The organism is Salinibacillus aidingensis (assembly GCF_055393355.1).
In genome coordinates this window covers 880,363-900,328 of record NZ_AP043759.1, presented here as the reverse complement: position 1 = coordinate 900,328, position 19,966 = coordinate 880,363, and the positions used below count along the sequence as shown (strand labels likewise).

At 39.8% G+C, this 19,966-nt stretch carries 25 protein-coding genes and 1 pseudogene; 15 read left to right on the top strand and 11 right to left on the bottom strand.

Annotated elements, in window-relative coordinates:
* Positions 1-24: 24 nt before the first annotated feature.
* Positions 25-201 (top strand): DUF2929 family protein, encoded by a 177-nt coding sequence (locus tag ACZ5OK_RS05045; protein WP_343839832.1) that lies wholly within the window; start codon positions 25-27, stop codon positions 199-201.
* 160 nt (positions 202-361) lie between these two features.
* On the opposite strand, the gene ACZ5OK_RS05040 is transcribed toward ACZ5OK_RS05045, so the two are convergent.
* A complete protein-coding gene (locus ACZ5OK_RS05040; protein ID WP_464758537.1) occupies positions 362-637 on the bottom strand; it encodes a hypothetical protein in 276 nt (91 codons plus the stop codon).
* Positions 638-855: 218 nt separating this feature from the next.
* Here ACZ5OK_RS05040 and ACZ5OK_RS05035 point away from each other — a divergent pair, with 218 nt between their 5' ends.
* Together ACZ5OK_RS05035 and ACZ5OK_RS05030 are read left to right on the top strand one after the other, a co-directional pair.
* The gene (locus tag ACZ5OK_RS05035; RefSeq protein WP_343839830.1) at positions 856-1,671 is read left to right on the top strand and encodes an undecaprenyl-diphosphate phosphatase; all 816 of its coding nucleotides are present in this window, start codon (positions 856-858) and stop codon (positions 1,669-1,671) included.
* Between the two features lie 73 nt (positions 1,672-1,744).
* Positions 1,745-1,969, top strand: a complete 225-nt coding sequence (locus tag ACZ5OK_RS05030) for a helix-turn-helix domain-containing protein (protein WP_343839828.1) — start codon at positions 1,745-1,747, stop codon at positions 1,967-1,969.
* A 133-nt stretch (positions 1,970-2,102) separates the two neighbouring features.
* Here the strand turns inward: ACZ5OK_RS05030 and ACZ5OK_RS05025 are convergent, their stop codons facing one another.
* Positions 2,103-2,414 (bottom strand): metal-sulfur cluster assembly factor, encoded by a 312-nt coding sequence (locus tag ACZ5OK_RS05025; protein ID WP_343839826.1) that lies wholly within the window; start codon positions 2,412-2,414, stop codon positions 2,103-2,105.
* A 93-nt stretch (positions 2,415-2,507) separates the two neighbouring features.
* Positions 2,508-3,272, bottom strand: a complete 765-nt coding sequence (gene yjfP / locus ACZ5OK_RS05020) for an esterase (RefSeq protein ID WP_343839824.1) — start codon at positions 3,270-3,272, stop codon at positions 2,508-2,510.
* Between the two features lie 239 nt (positions 3,273-3,511).
* Here yjfP and ACZ5OK_RS05015 point away from each other — a divergent pair, with 239 nt between their 5' ends.
* From ACZ5OK_RS05015 to dat, 8 genes and pseudogenes are all read left to right on the top strand, one after another.
* Positions 3,512-4,330: a Cof-type HAD-IIB family hydrolase gene (locus tag ACZ5OK_RS05015; protein ID WP_343839822.1), complete on the top strand. Its 819-nt coding sequence runs from the start codon at positions 3,512-3,514 to the stop codon at positions 4,328-4,330.
* A gap of 148 nt (positions 4,331-4,478) precedes the next feature.
* A complete protein-coding gene (locus ACZ5OK_RS05010; protein ID WP_343839820.1) occupies positions 4,479-4,628 on the top strand; it encodes a hypothetical protein in 150 nt (49 codons plus the stop codon).
* A 2-nt stretch (positions 4,629-4,630) separates the two neighbouring features.
* The gene (locus ACZ5OK_RS05005) at positions 4,631-4,825 is read left to right on the top strand and encodes a DUF3813 family protein (RefSeq protein WP_044160892.1); all 195 of its coding nucleotides are present in this window, start codon (positions 4,631-4,633) and stop codon (positions 4,823-4,825) included.
* A gap of 219 nt (positions 4,826-5,044) precedes the next feature.
* Positions 5,045-5,980, top strand: a complete 936-nt coding sequence (locus tag ACZ5OK_RS05000; protein WP_343839815.1) for a phosphate/phosphite/phosphonate ABC transporter substrate-binding protein — start codon at positions 5,045-5,047, stop codon at positions 5,978-5,980.
* Positions 5,981-6,071: 91 nt separating this feature from the next.
* Positions 6,072-6,864 (top strand): annotated as a pseudogene (gene phnC, locus ACZ5OK_RS04995) (phosphonate ABC transporter ATP-binding protein).
* The gene (gene phnE, locus ACZ5OK_RS04990; RefSeq protein WP_343839813.1) at positions 6,842-7,669 is read left to right on the top strand and encodes a phosphonate ABC transporter, permease protein PhnE; all 828 of its coding nucleotides are present in this window, start codon (positions 6,842-6,844) and stop codon (positions 7,667-7,669) included. Before phnC ends, phnE (ACZ5OK_RS04990) begins: the two are co-directional and overlap by 23 nt.
* On the top strand, positions 7,666-8,475 hold the full coding sequence (phnE, locus tag ACZ5OK_RS04985) for a phosphonate ABC transporter, permease protein PhnE (protein WP_464758533.1): 810 nt from the start codon (positions 7,666-7,668) through the stop codon (positions 8,473-8,475). Before phnE (ACZ5OK_RS04990) ends, phnE (ACZ5OK_RS04985) begins: the two co-directional genes overlap by 4 nt.
* Before the next feature lie 195 nt (positions 8,476-8,670).
* A complete protein-coding gene (gene dat / locus ACZ5OK_RS04980) occupies positions 8,671-9,516 on the top strand; it encodes a D-amino-acid transaminase (RefSeq protein ID WP_343839809.1) in 846 nt (281 codons plus the stop codon).
* A 12-nt stretch (positions 9,517-9,528) separates the two neighbouring features.
* On the opposite strand, the gene ACZ5OK_RS04975 is transcribed toward dat, so the two are convergent.
* Positions 9,529-9,930 (bottom strand): hypothetical protein, encoded by a 402-nt coding sequence (locus ACZ5OK_RS04975; RefSeq protein WP_343839806.1) that lies wholly within the window; start codon positions 9,928-9,930, stop codon positions 9,529-9,531.
* Positions 9,931-10,194: 264 nt separating this feature from the next.
* Between ACZ5OK_RS04975 and ACZ5OK_RS04970 the strand changes: the two genes are divergently transcribed.
* Positions 10,195-10,458 (top strand): NifU N-terminal domain-containing protein, encoded by a 264-nt coding sequence (locus ACZ5OK_RS04970; RefSeq protein ID WP_343839805.1) that lies wholly within the window; start codon positions 10,195-10,197, stop codon positions 10,456-10,458.
* Between the two features lie 102 nt (positions 10,459-10,560).
* Here ACZ5OK_RS04970 and ACZ5OK_RS04965 read toward each other — a convergent pair whose 3' ends face one another.
* From ACZ5OK_RS04965 to ACZ5OK_RS04955, 3 genes are all read right to left on the bottom strand, one after another.
* Entirely contained in the window at positions 10,561-12,126 is a 1,566-nt protein-coding gene (locus tag ACZ5OK_RS04965; RefSeq protein ID WP_343839803.1) for a hypothetical protein, read from the bottom strand.
* A 142-nt stretch (positions 12,127-12,268) separates the two neighbouring features.
* Positions 12,269-12,811: a BsuPI-related putative proteinase inhibitor gene (locus ACZ5OK_RS04960; protein ID WP_343839801.1), complete on the bottom strand. Its 543-nt coding sequence runs from the start codon at positions 12,809-12,811 to the stop codon at positions 12,269-12,271.
* Between the two features lie 72 nt (positions 12,812-12,883).
* Positions 12,884-13,741, bottom strand: a complete 858-nt coding sequence (locus ACZ5OK_RS04955) for a YitT family protein (protein WP_343840302.1) — start codon at positions 13,739-13,741, stop codon at positions 12,884-12,886.
* 171 nt (positions 13,742-13,912) lie between these two features.
* Between ACZ5OK_RS04955 and ACZ5OK_RS04950 the strand changes: the two genes are divergently transcribed.
* Positions 13,913-14,779 (top strand): DegV family protein, encoded by an 867-nt coding sequence (locus ACZ5OK_RS04950; RefSeq protein ID WP_343839799.1) that lies wholly within the window; start codon positions 13,913-13,915, stop codon positions 14,777-14,779.
* Between the two features lie 155 nt (positions 14,780-14,934).
* Positions 14,935-15,138 carry a YppF family protein gene (gene yppF / locus ACZ5OK_RS04945; protein ID WP_343839797.1) on the top strand — a complete coding sequence of 68 codons (204 nt, stop codon included), beginning with the start codon at positions 14,935-14,937 and terminating at the stop codon, positions 15,136-15,138.
* Between the two features lie 629 nt (positions 15,139-15,767).
* Here yppF and ACZ5OK_RS04940 read toward each other — a convergent pair.
* Entirely contained in the window at positions 15,768-16,133 is a 366-nt protein-coding gene (locus ACZ5OK_RS04940) for a YisL family protein (RefSeq protein WP_343839795.1), read from the bottom strand.
* Positions 16,134-16,286: 153 nt separating this feature from the next.
* Between ACZ5OK_RS04940 and ACZ5OK_RS04935 the strand changes: the two genes are divergently transcribed.
* Positions 16,287-17,477: an ornithine--oxo-acid transaminase gene (locus ACZ5OK_RS04935; protein WP_343839793.1), complete on the top strand. Its 1,191-nt coding sequence runs from the start codon at positions 16,287-16,289 to the stop codon at positions 17,475-17,477.
* A 104-nt stretch (positions 17,478-17,581) separates the two neighbouring features.
* Here the strand turns inward: ACZ5OK_RS04935 and ACZ5OK_RS04930 are convergent, their stop codons facing one another.
* The 3 genes from ACZ5OK_RS04930 to ACZ5OK_RS04920 form a co-directional block, all read right to left on the bottom strand.
* The gene (locus tag ACZ5OK_RS04930; RefSeq protein WP_343839791.1) at positions 17,582-18,124 is read right to left on the bottom strand and encodes a hypothetical protein; all 543 of its coding nucleotides are present in this window, start codon (positions 18,122-18,124) and stop codon (positions 17,582-17,584) included.
* A gap of 363 nt (positions 18,125-18,487) precedes the next feature.
* On the bottom strand, positions 18,488-18,796 hold the full coding sequence (locus tag ACZ5OK_RS04925) for an MGMT family protein (protein ID WP_343839789.1): 309 nt from the start codon (positions 18,794-18,796) through the stop codon (positions 18,488-18,490).
* Complete coding sequence (locus ACZ5OK_RS04920) at positions 18,793-19,947, bottom strand: DUF418 domain-containing protein (protein WP_464758529.1); 1,155 nt, start codon at positions 19,945-19,947, stop codon at positions 18,793-18,795. Before ACZ5OK_RS04920 ends, ACZ5OK_RS04925 begins: the two co-directional genes overlap by 4 nt.
* Positions 19,948-19,966 lie beyond the last annotated feature (19 nt).

Below are 19,966 nucleotides of genomic sequence, written 5' to 3'. Positions count from 1 at the left end.
GAATGATACAAACGAGGTGAAACCATGCGAATCATTTGGACATTTATCTGGAGTATACTATTAAGCTCAACCGTTGTTTATGTAATCTCAAACATGGCTGCAGTCAATTTTAATCTCAATGCAGCTCTCGTTTTAGCCGTTGTGTTCACAATCGTTGTTTCGGTTTTAGGAGATGGTATTTTAACGGAAGATACCAACTAATGGAATGATTCAATCCGTTATACCATATGGTAAAGTGAGGGTCAGATTAAGGCAAGTATGTGATTCAGGAGAAATCATTTATGGAGCAGACGATTTCTCTTTCCTTCTTGCTGATCTGACCCTTCTTCTTTGTTTTTTCTTGAATCACAGTTGCCTTACATTAAAACCACGGCAATACACTGAGGGCTGTTAGTGCAGCCAGAGGCAATACCAGTCTGCTGAAGCGTGGACGAAATCCGTATCCATAATAACCATAAGGCGGGTAGAATCCATACCAGCCCCATTGTCTCTGATTAGCCATTTGGGAATCCTGATAAACAGACATATCATTTGAGGCCATTGGAACTGCCAGAATAACATTTTCTGCATCCACGTCAACGATGATTCCATCAAATTGACGCCCATCAGATGTTTCCGCCAGTACATACTTATTCATATGCGACTTGCATAACGAATAGAAATCCTGATGATGTGGTTGAGTTTTGTGCACTTATATTCCCTCCTTCTATACATCAATAGTCTATTCGTTCAATATTTGTCACGTTCCATAGCTATTGACAAAAAATAGGGACTTTTTTATGAATCATAGAGGGATTCGTGCCTGTCATCCGTTAATCTTATATATAAGAAACGTAAACAGTAGGAGGTACATACATGAATGATTTACTCATCCTTTTGGAATATCTGTTTTTAGGAATTTTTCAGGGATTTACAGAGCCCATACCCGTATCCTCAAGTGGACATTTGGTACTTTTGCGCCACCTAATGGGACTTGACAACTTAAATATTACCTTTGAAGGCTTTTTAAACTTTGGTTCCCTGCTGGCCGTTTTACTGATTTACCGGAAGGATATTGTAAGACTGACCATAAATAGTGTCAACTATGTCATCAATCGTGATAAAGAAAAGGCCAGCGACTTCCGCTTTGTCTTATTTTTAATCATTGCAACCATTCCAGCCGGGATTTTAGGTGTCCTTTTGGAAGAATGGATTAGTACTACTTTTAGCGATAAAATTCGTATGGTTGGTGTTACCCTGTTTATAACAGGTGTCGCTCTCTGGATAATCCGAAATTTGCGCGGACATAAAGGAGAGGCTGATATCACGGTAAAGGATGCGATTATTATTGGACTGGCTCAGGCTGTTTCACTTATGCCTGGTATTAGCCGTTCGGGAGCAACCATTGTCGGTGCTATGCTCTTAGGCTTAAAACAGGACACAGCCCTGCGTTTTTCGTTTTTACTTTATATACCTGTCAGTTTAGGCACAATGATTTTTTCCGTCTCAGATATGATGGATAAACCTGGGAATGTATTATGGATTCCTTCCCTGATTGCGCTGATTGGGGCCTTAATTGCTTCTTATTTTGCCTTAATCTGGTTTATGAATATCATGAAAAGTGGAAATCTGAAATATTTTGCCTGGTATTGTTTTGCCGTTGCGCTCATCATTTTCTTTGTCTTAACATAAGACCTCTTTTAGTCGCAGCCTACAAAATCGCCTTGAGGAAAAATTACTTCATAACACTCATGGGCAGGTTGTATTGCTTCTGGTTCGACTGGCAAAATTACATGGAGGACAGGAAGATCAAGACGGATGGGTACAACTAAATACGGTATTCACCAATCGTAAGCTTGCAAACACGATAGGTTCAAGCAGGAAGACGGTCAATCGGATTATTGCGAAATTGAAAAAGAAATACATCCTTAACATGAACGACCACTACATGGCCCTTGATGTAGAAGGTTTAGAGAACGAACTGATTTAAGCCTGATTCCCATATTGCCTAATCTGATCAAAGGCGGAAGCGCCCGTTTGTCCAGCTACGGCTTCTAGGTCAAGGCGGATATAAGCCTTGACTATACAAAAATGGCTGTTCCCTCATCGGAAACAGCCATTTTTTAATCTGGAATTCCTAATGCAATTTTCGCATAGCGGGACATGTAATCCTTGGACCATGGTGGATTCCAAACAATGTTGACCACCGAATCCTTTACTTCAGGAATATCTGAAAGAACCCGTTTTACGTCCTGTTCAATATGACCGGCAAGTGGACATCCCATTGCTGTTAATGTCATTGTAACTGTGCAGATTCCCTCTTCATCCAAATCAACACCATAAACCAGTCCTAAATTTACAATGTCAATTCCCAGTTCCGGGTCAATGACGTTCTCAAGGGCTCCCATTAAATTTTCTTCCAATTCTTTTTCCATCTGTAAAGTCCCCCCTTTTTTATTTAAATGAAAAGGTTGTTACTCATAGTATAAAACAAATAACAGTAAAGACAAAATGATATTTATCACATATTATAAATATTTTTCAAACCAATCTACAGCAGCAAGAATGGCAGCTCTGCTGACTTTATGTCCTCGGTTCTTTTCCGGAATAAAATGCAGCCTTTCTTTATCCTGATATTGTTCAAGAGCCTGATGATAAAAGCTTTCCGAATGCTTAAATGGAACGGTAGGGTCCTGATCCCCATGCCAGAAAAGTAAAGGCCGATTGTTCAGTTTATCCATATGCTGAGATAAATCAATCGGTTCTAATGATTGAATTTGCTTCTGTAATTCCTCTTCACTAAAAGGCAGCTTTGTCCCGCTTTTTTCCACTTGATTGATAGTATATTGCGCCATTTCCATGGTTTTTGGTGACCCCATAAGGACAGCTGCTGCTTTGATCCACGGGAACTGCGTTAACGCTGAACTCGTTGTAATTCCGCCCATACTGGTTCCAGCCAGACCAAACCTCTGATCCTTTATCAGGCCCCGCTCTTCCATATCGTTCTTTAAAATGGTCAGTTCTTTAAGATTTTGTTTTACAATCTTCCAGAATTCCAGCTCCATTTCAAAGGCTGTTTTTCCTAAAGTGCGCTCTCCATGTTCAAGACAATCAGGCAATAAAACCCGATATCCTTTTTTTGCCAATAAGTAGGCAAAGGGCAGATTATTCTCCTTAGCACTTGTAAAACCGTGAATATATGTAACGACTGGTAAAGGGGAATGCTGATCTGCGTCATCCACTACCTGCAAAACGGGTATATCCTGTATCATCTCATCCTTAATTTTGATCAAATCGATCCCCTCTTTCTATGTCTCAATATCATTAATGTAACAGAAACGATGACTGAAGAAAAGCTAAGGGAATTGGAACATCAACCTCTATTTTACGAAAACAAAAGGGTGATTGACATATAAATAGCCTTTTTCAGTTCCGAAATCAGAATATTTAATAAAGGATGAAAAAACGCTTAAAATATCCTTTACACAACTGAACAATCCATATAAACTAAGTATCATCGAGGTGAGAACTTATGAGTAAACATTTAATCGCTTTAGATCTTGACGGCACCTTACTTTCCGATGATAAGGTGATTCGCAGCAAAACAAAAAATACCCTGCGCCAGGCAATCGAGAAAGGTCACATTGTAGTGATTGCAACAGGACGACCTCAGCGTGCAAGTATACAATATTATAACGAGCTTGGACTTAATACCCCTATGGTAAATATGAACGGTGCACTTGTTCACCATCCAAAAGATCGAAACTGGGATGTGGTTCATTCTCCAATGTCCATTCGTACAGCTCAGTCCATTGTCCAGACATCTTATGATTTTAATGTACCAAACGTTATGGCTGAAATACGTGACCATGTATATTTAGACAAACATGATGAAGAAATTATGGAAATTTTCCATGCAGACTTTAAAGAATACCCTGTTACTGTCGGCAGTCTGAAAAATACATTGGAAGAGGATCCTACATCCATTTTAATTTCTCCAAGGGAGGATCATATTTCCGAGTTGCGTAGTCATCTGGATGAGAAACATGCTTCCGTGATTGACCACCGGAAATGGGGAGCTCCATGGCATATTATTGAAATTGTCCGCTCAGGGTTAAGTAAAGCTGTTGGTTTAAAAAAGATTGCTCATTATTATAATATACCGAAAGAACGAATTATTGCATTTGGTGATGAAGACAATGACTTGGAAATGATTGATTATGCGGGGATTGGCGTTGCGATGGGCAATGGCATTGAAGAATTGAAATCCATTGCCAATTACACCGTAAAAACCAATGAAGAAGAAGGTATCGCCCAGTTTCTTGATGAGTTTTTAAGGACTGTAAATTAAGCTGCAGCTCCCAGACCTGAACAGTCGCCTACGCTTTTCTTATTTCCATTAATATACTCTCATATCAAGGGGAGAAACTCACAAACTAAGCTTGAACACTTCTTAAGGTGTTCAGGCTTTTTTAGTGCTATCTGAGGGGGATCATGCCTTGAGTAAACGAAGCAAATCCAAACGTTTTGTTTCACAGGGTGTTAAGGCAGTTGAGAAGCACGATGAACGTTTTCCTTATCGGGAACGATTTACCGAGGCCGAAAGAAAACGTGATGAAGCTGATAACCATACGTTGGGGGGAGTTTAACGATGGCAAACCGGTTAATGGAACAAGCCAGAAATGCCGTTAATCGCTTAACCAATGGACAAATGAACCAACAGCAGAAACAAAAAGAAGCACAGGTTGCCCGTAACGTCATTCAATCTGCTTATAACGAGTCTGACCCTCAAGAAAAACAACAGTTGCAGCAATTGGAGCAGCAAATTGATCAGCACTTAAAATAAGTGAATGCTGTAAGTCCGGCATAGTCCCCTATGCCGGACATTTTTGTGTTTAAAACCTATAAATGTTTGGATTTTAATTCTGTAAGATCGTTTCTCATCCATTTTTTATAAAAAATTGTGTAAAAAAATCGTAAATTTTGTTGTTTCCTTACGAATCATTCTATATAATTATCTTTGAAGTTGAAAATTTCGAAATACTACAAAGGGGGAGCAATTAGGATGAAGAAAATTTTAGGTCTTGGTTTCATCTTGGCACTGGTTCTTGTACTGGCTGCATGTGGGGGTTCTGATGATACCAGCGGGAATGGTGACGGTGAGTCTCTGAACCCGGACGAACTTGTGATGGGATTTGTACCTTCACAGGACTCGGGAGAAATTGCTGAAACTGCACAGCCTTTAGCAGACAAATTAGGGGAAATTATTGATAAGGAAGTAGAAGCAACAACTATGACCAGCTATAGCGCCCTTGTTGAGGCTTTAGGGAATGATGAAGCTCATATCGGGTTTCTTCCGGCTTTTGGATATGTTCTTGCATCCAATGAATATGATGTTGACGTGCTACTAAAATCTGAACGAAATGGTGGTGCTACATACGTTGCTCAGTACCTGGTACGAGCTGATTCTCCAGTAGAGAGCCTGGAAGACCTTGAAGAGCATGCAGGTGACATGACTTGGGCTTATGGAGACGCTTCTTCTACATCAGGGTATTTATTCCCTGCTTCACAACTCATGGGTATGTTTGATATAGAAGATACGACAGCACTTCAGGAAGAGTTCTTTGGTGGCGTACTGCAATCAGGCGGGCATGACAACAGTGCAGTAGCCGTATTAGATGGTGACGCAGATATCGCTACAACCTTTGATGATGTTCGGGATACGATGGAAGAAGATTATCCAAATATTAAGGAAGACTTGAAAGTAATTGGAACTACAGAGGAAATTCCAAATGATACGATCACTGTTCCAGCTTCCTTAGATGACGATCTTACTAAGGAAATTGAAGAAGCATTCCTCAGCTTTAATGAGGATGATGAAATGATTGAAATTATGAATGAAGTTTATAACTGGGATGCCATTATTGAAGCAGAGGATTCCGACTATGATATCGTTCGTGAAACCTATAATAACTTAGGCGGAAACGTTGGACTGGATTAAGAGATAAATCAGTCAATATACAGAAATGTTCCATAAGTAGGGAGAAGAAACCAGCTTCTCCCTATTTTTTAAAGGAAGAAAGGGAGATAGCATGATTACTTTCAAAGACGTTTCACTTGTCTATCCCAATGGGACACAAGGTTTAAAAAATATCAACGTTGAGATTAATGAAGGGGAATTTGTTGTTATTGTTGGTTTGTCAGGAGCCGGTAAGTCCACTTTTATTCGCAGCATCAACCGGATGGTAACACCAACGAACGGGGAGTTACTCGTAAATAATGAGGATATTATACCTAAGAAAGGTAAAGATCTTCGTAATCTACGGACAAGCATAGGAATGATATTTCAAAATTATAATCTGGTCAATCGTTCCAGTGTGATCAAAAATACCATTAGTGGCCGACTGGGTCATACTGGTACGCTTAGAAGTATTTTTAACCTCTACCCAAAAGAAGACAAGAAGTTAGCCTACGATAACCCTGAAACGTGTTCATATGGAAGAAAAAGTTTATAACCGTGCCGATGAACTGAGTGGAGGTCAGCAGCAGCGAGTCAGTATTGCCCGGGTTCTAACTCAGGAACCATCCATTATTCTGGCCGATGAGCCTGTTGCCAGTCTTGATCCGCCTACTTCCCATCAGGTTATGACCTATTTACGAAGAGTGAATAAAGAGGATAACATTACGACAATTGTAAATCTGCACTTTATCGATATGGCTATGGAATATGCAGACCGGATTATTGGCATGCGGGATGGTGAAATCGTATTTGACGGCCCAGTCAGTGAAGTTGAGGAAAAAACATTTGAACAAATCTATAATCGCCCTATTAGGGAAGAAGATTTGAGAGGAAGTGAAGAAGATGCCTCAGCTTCAACAGAATAAGCCAGAAAAGAATGATAGTAAGAATAACGTCTATTCCATCTATCCTAAAAAGGTGAAAATGCAAATTTCCGTGATTTTTGCGATTGTCTTCGGGATTTATCTTTATAGCCTGCGTGAAACAGAGGCAGATTTTTTAGAATTCTTTTCAGAGTTAAATCTCGTAATCGAAAAGCTTTTACGGATGTTTCCACCGGAATGGAGCTACATTCAGGCAGCCTTTGATCCACTCATTGAGACCATTCAAATTGCAGTAGTTGCAACAACATTCTCTGTAATTATCTGTATTCCAATGAGTCTATTATCAGCAAATACCATTGTGAAAAATAAGTATCTTTATCAAACCTTCCGTAACATCATGAACATTTTACGTACCATGCCTGATATTCTATTGGCAACGATATTCGTCAGTTTTTTCGGTGTTGGGATTGTTCCTGGTATTTTAGCCCTAACGATTTTTTCATTAGGACTGCTGGCTAAACTCTTAAGTGAAACGATTGAAACGATTGATCCCAGACAGATGGAAGCCATAAGGTCAACAGGAGGAAATATCATACAAGTGATCTGGTATGGTGTCGTTCCTCAGGTTCTGCCAAACTTTATCTCTTATGGATTATATGTATTTGAACTCAACGTACGCGCCTCCCTGGTCCTTGGTTTTGTAGGTGCTGGAGGCATTGGTTCGATTATTGATACACAATTGAATTTCATGGCCTATCAGAAGGTCATGGCTATATTAATTCTGTTACTTGTGGCTGTTATTGTTATTGAAACCATTAGTAACGCGCTGAGAAGGAGAGTTGTATGATGGATAGAGAAGGATTCAAGCTGCCACCCAAGCCTAAAAACAATCAGAAACGGGTTCGCAATCTCATCATCGCTCTCATACTGGCCGTTATCTATTATTGGGCCTTTTCAGGAGTTGCTAATCGCATTGAATGGTCCTTTATGGATAAATTATCGGAAAATTTATCGAGAATTGTTCCCCGACTTGCAAACCCTGACTGGGCTGAATTAGGTAAAGTATCAGAATTAATTCTGGAAACCGTATTTATCGCCTATGCAGGAACTTTAATTGCAGCCGTATTGGCGGTTCCTTTTGGCTTCTGGGCTGCTAAAAATATGGTGAAATCACCGATATGGAATACAGCCGGAAAGTGGTTCTTAATTCTGGACCGTACATTCCCTGAATTAATTCTGGCCATTTTCTTTGTTATTTCCGTAGGACCCGGGGCTTTTGCAGGGGTTCTTACCATTGGCTTAACCTCCTTTGGTATGCTCGGTAAGCTCTATGCAGAAGTCATCGAGAGCATTGATATGGACGTAGTGGAAGCTATGGAAGCAAACGGGGCAAACAAAGCTCAGATATTATTTTATGCCATTTTTCCACAGGTCTTACCTGAATTTTTATCCTTTGCGCTCTACCGTTTCGAAGTCGATATCCGGGCTTCAACCGTACTTGGACTCGTTGGTGCGGGGGGTATTGGTACATTAATCGTTCTAACCGCCGCCAACAGGGACTGGGAGCAGCTGGGACTTATTATCATCTCGATTATAGTCGTTGTTATGATCATCGACTACATCAGCTCGAAAATAAGAAAACGTCTGGTATAATATCCCTTAACAGGTATGGATCAGGAAAGAATCCATACCTGTTTTTTAGTATCAAAATCACACTTTAGGAACCCTGAATCCTCAAATCTGAAATGCTGCAGGCCAGGACTATCCATATCTGTAAAATTTCCTCTTTACATTTCTGAAAATTCAACCTATCATATGGATAACATTCTATGAAGAAGGGGACTTAACATGATTGTTTTAAAAAATCAGGAATTTATCCAGCGCGATAATGCAAAAACTGATATTGAAGACCGGGGATATACGTTCGGGGATGGGGTTTATGAAGTCATACGAGTATATAATGGTGCTTTTTTTATGCTGAAGGAGCATTTAGAGCGTCTTCAGTTCAGTTTAACAGAGACAGCTATTCCTTATGATACTGACAGCGAAGACCTGGGAACGCTTCTCAATCAATTAGTATCAAAGAACCAGATTAAAAACGGTGCCATTTACCTTCAAATTACGAGAGGAATTGCCCCACGCAGTCATCCATACCCTAAACAAACACCACCACAGCTTTATGCGTACCCAATTCCGGTATCAAGCCCTGTGGATGCACAACAAAATGGCGTAAGTGTGACTTTATTGGAGGATAGACGCTGGCTCAGGTGTGATATTAAAAGCCTCAATCTTCTCTATAATGTCATGGCTAAACAGCAGGCGAAGGAAAATGGCCATTTTGAAGCCCTGCTCTATCGTGATGAAGCCCATATTACGGAAGGATCCTCCTCTAACTTTTTTGCTGTTAAGAATGGGACAGTCATCACCCACCCTGCCAACAACTACATTTTAAATGGGATTACCCGCTTAGCAATCTTAAAGGTCTGCGATCAGCTTGGTATACCATTTGAAGAAAGAGAGCTGCGTATTCGTGATCTGGAAAGCATAGACGAGGCATTTCTCGCTTCTACCACTTCAGAAGTGGTGCCAATAACGGAGGTTGATCAGCAAAAGATCGGGGACGGAAAGGCTGGCGAAATCACCAGTCGTATTCTGGAAGGATTTAAGGAATTGATCAGACAGGCTGACGTATAATGTCAGCCTGTTTTATAATTCCGGCAGAAACCACTGATAGTAGTGGAAGCCCCAGTAAATCATCAGAATCCCTGTTAATACGGCACTGCCTGTCCAAATGATGCGCCAATGATGATGTTCTTTAAATTTTATATAAATAATAATGGCAGGAAAAATAAGAAAGACAAACAGGGAGCAAATAGAAAAGGCAAACAAGCCCGCCCCTGCCAGAAAATAACTTGTCATCAGGCTAAATGATCCCAGAAGTGTAAATATCGGAACCACTAAAAAAAGTGGTGTCATGAGCAGGAAGAAATACGTTCGATAGGGATACGTGTTTATAAACTCCTCCAGCTCTGCTGATGATAACCAGTTCATTAATGATACCCGCTTGTTTCTGCTCCATTCAACAACACTTGTCCCTATTTTTTTCATATTGCTTTGGATGGCATCCATCATTTCACCCCTTCTCCATCAAACTTATATTCCTCTTTACGCATATTTTTAAACCTGAACCATTTCCCTATTTACGCCATTTCTATTAAAAAAACCTTCTTTTTATATGAATCACGTTTATAAATTATGCCTCTGGTCTACCCTATTCTTAGCTTAAAAATTTTATGAACCTTGTCTTATTATCTTTTTCTATCTTTGTTTTCATGCTAATATAAAGGAAGAAAGTCAGGGAGGGATAAAAAAATGGGCGTATTAGTAGAAAGTACTCCAAATCCAAATGCAATGAAATTTACAGCAAAAGAAGCGATTTTTTCAGGAGAAGGCAGTATCTCTGTCATGCCTGGACAAACGAGTGAATATGAAATTCTGAATGAGTTAATGACGCTTGACGGTGTTGATAACGTCTTTGGCTACAAGAACTTTATTACCGTTAACAAAACCTTTGATGCAGAGTGGGATCAGCTTACACCAAAGGTTGAAGAAGTATTGGAAAACTACGGCTATTAAAGGTCAGCAGGAACCACTCTCAGCAAGTAAAGCCACAATAAAGGACAAGCAGTCTGTCTGAAATGATAGAAGCGGAAGCACATGATAAGTGCTTCCGCTTTTTTAGAAATAATAAGGGCCTAAGAACAGTACATAAAATAAGAACTGTAAGCCTATAAAATAGCTGTACTTCCCTATAAGTCCCCAATCCCTTTTAACAAGCAGAATACTTACAAAGGAAAGGAGTGAAAATCCAAGGATAAAAACCAGATCGTTTCCAGGAAAGGAAATATAACCGGGAGCCATGGTATAAGCATTATCCGGGAATAAATGATTTCGGAGCAGCAGAGCTCCCAGCGTATAAACAATCATACCTCCATAGAAAACTTTCGGATTCCGCTCAAGGCCATCTCGATTACCTTTCCATCGATAGTAAAGAGCTGCCACTCCAAAGTACAGAACAGGGATTAGAATCAGTATTAAAACTAAGTAAAGAATAAAAGCTGCTGTTGACAGATCACCAATACTAATCCCAAAGGCAATTAAGTATTCATTCAGTGAACGATTGTTTGTTTTTTCAATCATATTAGGGTGACTTGACGACATCAACAGCTGATACTCACTTCCATCAATTCTGTCCTTCCATCCAATGGCTTCTCCCCCGATAAAAAATGGACGAGAGGTTAATGAATAAGTATTGCTTCTCCTTTCAACTTTCAGGTTTTGGTCCGGACCTAACTTCATGTGATAAGCATTCATTGCCTGTTCATCATTCGTATCCGTAAAAGTAAAACCGGCACTTCTAAATAATACTTCTAGCTTACCATCCTCATCTGTCCTTAGTTGAAATTGTGAAATTTCCTGTAAGGGCGTTTGAGTAACGGGATCTTTCGGTTGCAGTTCCACTAATTCAATTTCAGGCTTATCTGTATCCACTGAACTATAGAAAAAATAAAAATCTTTATTCTGCTTGCTTTGCGTTTCAGCAGAGACAGCCAGATGAAGCTTGTCCTTCCCGGCAGAAAATACGATTTCATTCATCCTGTTACTCATACCCACATTGACAGTAGTTTGAGTAAACTCTGTATAGGATTTTTCCTGCTCCTGATACTTAAAAATAGATAAGATTCCTTTATTTAAATCACTTGTATATACCAGAACATAAGGCCCTGATACCTGGATTTCTTCAAATGGATGGGATGACGAAAAGATTTTCTTCTTCTCTTCCGTCTTTAGATTGAACTGAAAAACATTTTGTCCCTGTGAGTAATAAATGACACCATCCTCACCTCTGTGGAATATTTCTGCCTCATCTATTACTTCACCTGTATTTCCATTTATAATCGAGCCTTCATCAAAATAATAGACGTGATCCCCATGTACATAAAAGCTATCCACACGTTCACGATCAACAGGGATGACGTTTTCTCCCTTTTTTGAAAAGTCAGCGTCATAGCTCACGTGATGAATCGATCCATTACGAAGAAAATAAAGGTCCGTTCCATTTTTGTCTGCCTCAACCTGTGGATCATGAAAGCCATCCATTTTAGCTACCTCAAGCCCTCTGCTCCATCCTTCTGCAGGCGGGGCAGTAAAACGTTGCAGATTCGTTACAAATAATAAAACAAAACCGGTAAGTATGATGAGTACGGGGATGATCCAGAATAGTTTTTGCCTTAAAGCGTTCATTGTAAAATCTCCTACTTTCTATCTCGAACAAATTTTCAAAACATTCTTACCTATTTTAACACAAAAAAGTTTCATTGTAGCAGACAGAAAATAAAAAAAGGAGATGCCAAAGTAGGTGGCTCTCCTTTTTCATTTCTTACCATTATTTTTCACCATCAATAGACAACGACACTTGCTTAACGAAGGGATTGTTCTCATTAGAAGGCTGATGGACAGGTTCAGGGAGCAGCATAACCGTTGCTGTATAGTCTCCAGGTTCTGCTTCCTTAAAGTCCCATGCCTGTTCCCAGGTTTTGGTTTCTCCCGGCTCGATCTCATAATCAACGATGGCTTGTGTAAACATTCTGCCTTCTGAATAACGGTACACAACCTCATCTGATTTTTTAGATTTTATGATAATTTCATATTGCTGGCCTGATGGAAAAGAAATCTTCACCTGCTCGTCCGTGGGATTGGTCAATTCCATCTGAAAGGTTATTTGATCGTCCGATTTTTCTGATGTCACTTCATACGCCAACTGTTTTAACAATGCTAACCCATCTCCCTCATTCTTCTGTTTATCCTGATCAGCTGGTAAAGGGTCAGCCTGAGTCTGGTCACCCTCATCTACCGAACCGGATGTACCGCACCCAAAAAGAACAACCAGAAGCATAATGAGTGATGTCACGATTAAATATTTTTTCACATAAAAAACCTGCCTTTTTGGAAGACTGTCTGTTACATAAATAGACGAACTTCATCCAAAAGCGTTACAGATTTATACGACCTTTTCATCTTCTTTCCTGAAAAATCCGAATATCCCCGTTGTCTGAACAATATTGGTAAACGCATTTGGATCCACATCGCGAATAATATTTTCCAGATCATACAACTCATAGCGCGTAATAACCATGATGAGCATATTCTTATCCTCTTTTGTAAAAGCTCCTTTGGCAGGAAGCGTTGTAATCCCCCGCACCATTTTCGCATGGATGGCCTTTTCAAGTTCATCAGCCTTAGTCGTAATAATCATGGCTGTAAGCTTTTCGTGACGCGTATGAATGGCATCAATAAATCTGGTGGTGACATACAGAGTAACTAATGTATAAAGTGCTTTTTCCGGATCATAGAGATAACCTGCCATTAAAATAATAAACCCGTTCATGATTAGGAAATACACACCTATTGGCCGATCCTTCATCTTGGAAAGAATCATGGCAATGACGTCCATTCCTCCAGTTGAGGCTCCCCATTTAAGAGTAATCCCAATACCTATTGCTGCCAGAATCCCTCCAAATACAGCATTAAGCAGAATATCGTCAGCAAGGTTCTGCAGCGGGATAATTTCCAGAAAGAATGTCGTACAGGCCACAGAAATGGCACTGTATACAGTGAAGCCTCTTCCTACTTTAAACCAGCCCAGAATGGTCACTGGGATATTTAACAGGAATAAAAGAATACCGGTTGAAATATCAAACCCTATAAAATCTTTAAACACACTGGATAATATTTGGGCAAATCCAGTAAAGCCACTGGCGTAAACATTGGCCTCAATTAAAAATAAATTTAAGGAAAGAGCATTTAATAAGGCTCCGATAATAACAATAATAAAACGTTTCGCTTCAAATATGAACAACGTCTTCACCTCTCTTCCAGCATTCATAGCTATCGTCTATCTAGTGAATCATTCTGTTTTTTTTTAAAAGGAATAGAATGAACACGAATTTGTACGATATACATTGACGAATGGCCGTTTCCAATATACACTAAGGTACAAATAATACCATAAAATATAGTGGGTGAAAATATGAACGTGAAAATTATTACAGATTCTTCTTGTGATTTACCAAATGACTATTATAAAGATTATGATATTGATATGGTGCCGTTAACCGTCCATGTAAATGATCAGGATTACCGTGATGTGAAAGACATTGAGTCAAAAACGGTGTATGATGCCATGAAAAAAGGTGCGGTACCTAAAACATCACAGGCCTCTCCCGAAAACTTTCTTCAAGTGTTTTCTTCCTATGTTGAACAAAGCCAGCCTGTTGTGTATGTTGGCTTTTCATCAGAGCTTTCAGGAACCTTTCAAAGTGCCAAAATTGCACAGCAGCAAGTCCTTGAAGAACACCCTGATGCTGAGGTTTTTGTTGAAGACACCAAATGTGCATCTCTTGGTCAAGGGTTAGTTGTTCTGAAAGCCGCCCAGATGGCTGAAAATGGTGAAGCTGCTGAAGACATCATTAAAACCGTCCAGTTTCATGCAAGTCATATGGAGCACATCTTTACGGTTGATAACCTGGAATACTTACAGCGCGGTGGAAGAGTAAGTAAAGCTGCTGCCTTTTTCGGAGGACTTTTAAATATTAAGCCTCTTCTCCATGTTGAAGAAGGCCAGCTCGTCCCTCTGGAAAAAATACGCGGAGCTAAAAAGGCTAAAGTTTTAAAGCGTATGTTTGAAGTGATGGAGGAACGAGGGAATGAAATCAATCGGCAGACTATTGCTATAAGTCATGGTGACGATTTGGAAACAGCCGAAAAGCTCGCCTCAATCATTAAAGAAAAATATCAGCCTGAAAAAATCCTTATAGGTGATATTGGTTCGGCGATTGGAGCCCATGCAGGACCTGGCACCATTGCATTATTTTTCTTAAATGATCTTTACAAATAATCTACCCTACTTCATGACTCTTAACACTTATTTTATAAGATGTTAGAAACTTCCTCCCTTACTGAAGAAATTACCACGCATGAATTCTTTTATATCGCCTTTTATCAACGATTTGTGTGATAGAATATGAAATTGAAGGTGATGAAAGAAACATCATGATGAAACAAAGGGAGGAATTATTTATGCGTCTGAAAGATTTAATCGTTGAGTATCACGATGAAAAGAATGAATGGCCGGAATCACCAAGCAGCCTGCTGGATTTCTGTCAATATAAATACAATAAAGGAGAAATCCCGGCAGCCACCTACCGAAACCTTTTCTTCCAACTACATAAAGAAGAAACAACCTCCGCGCATTAGTAGAAAAGCGAAGGCGACCGCTTAGGCCTGGGAGTCGGAGCTGAACAGTAGAAAAGCGGATAAAATATCAAAAAATCCATTCCATGGGATTTTATAATCCTGTGGAATGGATTGTTTTATGGATTTATCATGCATTAACTGGCCGTAATACCCCACTTCAAGTCTTGAGGGTAAACCAAAAAGAATAAGTGGGGGATAAACGGCCAGTAAATTCCTGATAAGTTCAACTAACCATCAGTGGGGGATTGAAATCCCCCCACTGATGGAAGTTTCCCTTTATAATGATGGAAGTCTTTTTATAAAATCTATCAGTCTGTTTATCTATTTTATCAATCTATTTTTATATCATTCACGTCTATTTGTGGTTGATATCGTTCATTAATGTTGAGCCAGCTCTCATATACGCCGGGTTTCTGTATTTATCGGTTAATTTCCAGTTTGAATCAGTCCTTTCACACGTTTTATCCGTTTGTTGAAGGTTGATTCATGTCATTTTTCCTTGCTAATCAGTCTGTACGCACCTTTTCTACCAGTCCACCCGCATCCTATTTTGAACACACGAAAAAGGCTTAAATCTCTCAATAAAAGATTTAAGCCTTTTTCGTGTAAACATAGACTTTTCCTAAACTTTACCCAAATAATGAAACCCCATATGGAAGACGGCCGAAGCCAAGTACAAGGGCTATGATAAAGGCAATAACCAACTGGGTCCACCAGGATTTTGTTGCCCCGCCTTTTTGTTTCCTCACCGCAATGACCTCCATTGCAATGATCACCCATAATCCGGCAATAGCCTTAATGATTAATTCTCCACTCATGCTTCCATAGTTAGCGAATAAATCCCCACCTGAATACAGGATAAGTAAATAATCCAAACGCAAAATCATGTGCAGAATTTTTGCCGGCTTTTCTTTTCCGGATTGATTGGAAAAAGCCAGTACAATCGCAAACAAAATGAGGGCCAGAACCCACGCTGTAATATGTAAATGTGTCACGTTCTCTCCTCCTTACAAAGTCATTCATTGTCTATCATATCATCTTTTTGTCCAATCTGCTAATTAATTCAGATAATTCATTATAATATCCAGAATAAACTGTTATAATGATTATATTCAAAATATTTCACATATTTGTTTGGAGGGATTTTCTTGTCGATCACCAGTACAAATGTCATTGAACAAACCGAAAAATATGGAGCACCTAACTATTCACCACTTCCGATTGTCACTGCTAAAGCAGAAGGAATCTGGGTAGAGGATCCAGAAGGTAATCGCTACTTAGATATGTTAAGTGCCTATTCTGCAGTGAATCAGGGACACAGACATCCCAAAATTATTCAAGCGTTAAAAGACCAGGCGGATCGTGTCACCCTTACCTCCCGTGCCTTTCATAATGATCAGCTTGGACCCTGGCTGGAAAAGGTCTGTAAGCTGACCAATAAAGACATGGCCCTTCCAATGAATACCGGAGCTGAAGCCGTGGAAACAGCAATAAAAGCTGTACGTCGCTGGGGCTATGATGTGAAGGGCATTGAGGAAGATCAAGCAGAAATTATCGCATGTGAAGGCAACTTCCATGGTCGTACAATGACAGCTGTTTCCCTTTCCTCTGAAGCTGAGTATCAACGAGGATTTGGGCCGGTACTTCCAGGCATTAAGGTCGTTCCATATGGAGACATAGACGCTCTCAAAGAAGCTATTACGGAAAATACGGCTGGATTTTTAATCGAGCCTATCCAGGGAGAAGCAGGGATTGTTGTTCCTCCTGAAGGATTTCTTAAAGAAGCCTATGATTTGTGTAAAGAAGAAAATGTATTATTCGTGGCTGATGAAATTCAGGCAGGACTTGGGCGTACAGGAAAGATGTTTGCCTGCGACTGGGAGGATGTAGAACCTGATGTGTACATTTTAGGAAAAGCATTGGGTGGCGGAGTTTTCCCCATTTCTTCAGTCATTGCAAACGAGGATGTACTAGGCGTATTCAATCCAGGCTCACACGGTTCGACGTTTGGGGGAAATCCACTTGCCTGTGCGGTTTCTGTAGCATCACTGAAAGTTATCGAGGAAGAAAAACTTGCTGAGCGTTCCTACGAATTAGGAAAACATCTGAAGCAGGAACTGGAAAGCATCGACAACCCAGTGATTAAGGAAATTCGCGGGAAGGGGCTGTTTATTGGCGTAGAGCTCCATGAGCCTGCCCGTAAATACTGTGAGGAACTAAAAGAAAAAGGGTTGTTATGTAAAGAGACCCATGGAAATGTCATTCGCTTTGCTCCACCACTTACAATCGAAAAAGATGATCTGGACTGGGCCATTGAAAAAGTTAAGGAAGTTTTATAGTACAAACAAAGGCGAACCGCCCGTTTGGCCAACTGCGCCTCCCAGGCCATTATAAAAGACGCGACATTTATCGCGTCTTTTTTCTTACCTTACATAATGACCATCTACTCCAGCACAAATTTTTCAGAACAGTTTTCTGTCATCTGATTGATTTTTTCAGGATCAGAGGAGATTTCAATTAAAAACACGAGGTGAGACATCGCTATTTTCAGTCCATTCTCAAAGTGAAAAACAAGTACTGCGTCATATTCCAGCTTTTCTTCATATTCAGATAAATCAACCGTATAAATTTCAATCTTATTTATTGTTGACCAAATATGAATACCGGCAAAATTTCCTGTTAGTGCGTATCCATAGCCATATTCATCATTCTCATATCCAATATTTTTAGGATGTTTAAGTTCCTCTACGGATAACTTCCAATAATCATCCCCCATATCTGTTTCCTTATGGTGATTGGTAAAAATCACATAGGACTTCTTCTGTAATTGATTAAGACTAAAAGAGGCTGAATCATCAAGTGTGTATGTTTGACTTCCATATTTAGTATCAACTTTTGGACTTAAAATTCCATTCAGTTCCAGTCCTATCATTCCTTTTAAAATACTTAGTTCCTCATCAGATAACCGCTCGCGAAAGATTTTCATAGGGATTCGTTCCTCCCATATTCCAAAACATTCATACTGATATTTTTCCAGGCGATTCTTTTTATGTAATAACATCACTATTCTGCAATTGTTAATTTTCAAATCAAGTATAATTAATAAATCGGATCACATAAGTACACCTAATCCTCGGTTTCGGACCATTCAGAATAAATCTCCAAAGCCCACATTTCCGGTTTTATTTCCTTCACACCCTTAATAGCGATAGAACTGTCTTTTTCCACTTAAGGATTCGCCTCCTTAAAAAAATTAATCGTTTTTTTCATTGAGTTATCTATTTCTATAAAAGAGCATGATTCCCTGTTTATTTACAAAAGATTTTGAATGAGGCTAATAAGATCATGCTTAGTGGTTTACAAGCTGATATATTTCAAGGTCAACCTTTCCAGCATCACTTACTTCCACACCTTCAGCACGCAGGCTCGTTACCTGATCAAAAAATGCTTCTTCCCCTTTTATAGCAACCTGACCTCTGGCATTGATCACCCGATGCCATGGCAGCTGATATTTTTTGCTCATGGAGTGAAGAATGCGAACGACCTGTCGTGCTGCTCTGGGGCTTCCTGCAAGAGCTGCGATTTGTCCGTATGTCATCACCTTTCCTTCAGGGATGTCCTGTATAATCGTTATGACTTTTTCAGTAAAAGGTGTCAAAATGCTGTCTCCTTTCTTCTCCGCATGGGCTGCTTTTTCATGTAAGTTAAGGAACGCCAAATCCATTCAAGAGGACCAAAATAAAAGCGTGCCAGCCACCATTTGCTAAAGAAAGCCTGGAAACTGTAAATCGCGAAAACAATAGCGACACTCCAAATCGGACTTACTTTCCCATACAAATTGAAGCCTGGTCCGTAGAATAATAGAAAGCATAGGATCGATTGACTCAGATAATTCGTCAGAGACATTTTACCTGCATACGTTAAAAACTGAAGTCGCCTACCCCATTTTTGATGCTGAAACAACAGCGTAATGGCGGTAAGATAAAAAATACTGGAAGCCGCTCCCCCGATATGATCCTGGATAAAACTTAGCCACTCCGGATTCCCCGCCAGATAAGGGCCTGCCTTAAATATAAGAAAAATGGCCAATGACACATACAGAATTCTTCTTACTATGGGGTGAAAAGTATCCACATCATGCAGCCATCTTTTCTTCATCAAGAGCATTCCGATTAAAAACATCGGTAATAAAGAGATGATTAAAAATAGCAGTCCAAGAAAACCGCTGTTTGCATACATCCAGTCCTGAAAATTTTGCGTCACAATGGTTATATAGGAATCGCTTGTATAACCATTAAAAGCATTTGTAATGGCTTCTCTGTTCACCCATCCCAAATACTCCCTCGACATATACAGAAACCAGGTATACAAAACACCGGGAATCATAAGCAGTCCCCAGAACCATCTTGAAAGAACCCGGGGCTGTTGATGAAAAAAGAAAAAGAGTAAAAAGCCAACGCCTGCGTAGCTTAATAGAATATCCCCATGCCATATAAGAAAAGCATGAATGAGCCCGAATGCCAGTAAAATAAACAATCGTCTGACCAGTACTTTATTATTTTGGAGTCGTTCCCACATCATCTGCACACCGAAACCAAACAAAAGGGAGAATAACGGATAAAAGCTCGCTTGAAAGAAGATATCAATAAAATCTTGTAACCCATGGTTTACAGATCCACTCCAGTACTGTTCTTCCCCGCCATAAAGAAAGAATGGCGCGTTAAAAGCTGGAACATTAACCATTAAAATCCCAAATAAAGCAAAGCCCCGTGCTCCGTCAATCCAAGGCAGGCGCTGGGAACGTTTCATTGGTGAAGGCATATTTAAT